General features: G+C 72.8%; 1 protein-coding gene and 2 pseudogenes. 2 read left to right on the forward strand and 1 reads right to left on the reverse strand.

Annotated features, from left to right (window positions below; translation table 11 throughout):
• A partial coding sequence (locus AB0H87_RS41575; protein WP_360159314.1) for an IucA/IucC family protein occupies window positions 1–533 on the reverse strand: 533 nt, incomplete at its 3' end.
• On the opposite strand from AB0H87_RS41575, the pseudogene AB0H87_RS41580 reads away from it, so the two are divergent.
• Window positions 438–761: pseudogene (locus AB0H87_RS41580) on the forward strand (hypothetical protein); the annotation flags it as partial. The gene AB0H87_RS41575 and the pseudogene AB0H87_RS41580 sit on opposite strands and share 96 nt — an antisense overlap.
• Window positions 762–992: 231 nt before the next feature.
• Window positions 993–1,619 (forward strand): annotated as a pseudogene (locus AB0H87_RS41585) (hypothetical protein); the annotation flags it as partial.

Below are 1,619 nucleotides of genomic sequence, written 5' to 3' on the forward strand. Positions count from 1 at the left end.
GCGAAGCCGACCGTGACCACGGTCTGCACGAGCAGGACCACGATCGTCGTGATCATGGCGGACAGGCCGCGCAGGAAGCCCATGTTCTGGATGGCCAGCGCGGTCTTCACGTAGTGCCGGTCTGGCCGGTCCGTGTTGAAGAACGTCCGGATGGACTGCTGCGCGCGGTAGCGGTCGGGCCCGGTGCCCAGCGGCACGATCGACCGCCGGGCCACGTCCGGCGCGAACGTGATGGCGTGCTTGTGCTGCCACTGCCACGGGTGTGCCGGCAGGTAGCGGTAGTCCGCCGGGTCCAGGCCGAGCGCCCGCAGCCGGGCGGCGAACCGGTCCAGCGTCTCCGGGCCGAGCTCGTCGGTGTAGAGGTCGTCCTCGGTCACGCCGTCGCCCGCGGTGAAGGCGCTCTCGGCCCGGCGCACGGCCAGCCAGACCAGCCGGACGGGTTGGCCGGCCTCGGGCGCGTACGCCTCGTGGTCCGCGAGCCCGAAGCCGATCCGCCCGTTGTTGGCCACGAAACCCGGGTGGCCCTCGGTCATCGCGGCCTCGATCGTCTGGAAGTCGGCGTGGTGGCCATGTCCGGTGAGGCCCCGCCCGTGCCCGGTGCCCCCGGCTCGCCCGGCGGTGAGTCAGCGGTGATCAGCACGGAGCAGGAGGTCCTGCGGGCCGGCGGCCAGGTCGCGGTCTATCCGGCCCGCCCTGTGCCCGGCCCTGACTACCCGTACGCCGTCCTCTCGTCCGGGACGCCGCGCGAGGGCGCCGCGGCGTTCCTGCGCGCCATGCTCGCCGACGACGGCGTCTCGGCGCTCGCGCGGCACGGGTTGCGTACCGCCGGTGGGGCGCCGCCGACCGGGTCCTACGACGCCGGCCGGATCCGCGAGACGACCTACGCACCGACTCCGGTGCCCACGGACAGTGAGACGTCGGCGCTGCTCAACGCCTGGGGCGGGGTGCACATCAGCGCGCGGCTGCTCGCCGTGCTCGACATCTCCGGTTCGATGGAGGCACAGATACCGGGCACGCCGGAGACCCGACTCTCGGCGACGGTCAAGGCCGCACAGGCCGGCGTGCAGCTGCTCCTCGGCACGACCGAGATCGGCATCTGGACGTTCTCCACCGACCTCGACGGGACCCGCGACTACCGGGAGGTCGTGCCGGTCGGCCCGGTCGGTCCACGCCGTGCCGACATCGTGTCGCGACTCGGGCAGGTCAAGGTCAAGCCCAACGGCGCGACCGGCCTCTACGACACCACGCTCGCGGCCTACCGCGACGGGGCGCGCAACTGGACCGCCGGCCGGATCAACCTCGTGCTCGTGCTCACCGACGGCAAGGACGACAACGCGAGCGGCATCAGCCGCGCCGAGCTGCTGCGCGAACTCGGTGCTCTGCAGGACCCCAAGCGCCCGCTGCCGATCCTGTTCATCGGCGTCGGGCCGGAGATCGACCCGGGCGAGCTCAACCAGATCGCCAAGGCCACCGGCGGGCGGGTCGCGCTGACCCCGAACCCGGCGGGGATCCGGCAGATCTTCTCGACGTGGTCGTCGAACCCAGGGTCGGTGGACGCGTGTACGAGCGGGCCCGCGACGGTGGCGAGCAGGACTGGGGCGTGGTCGGCATCTGGGAGC

It is taken from the genome of Asanoa sp. NPDC050611 (assembly GCF_040654855.1).
In the GTDB taxonomy this organism is placed as follows: domain Bacteria; phylum Actinomycetota; class Actinomycetes; order Mycobacteriales; family Micromonosporaceae; genus Asanoa.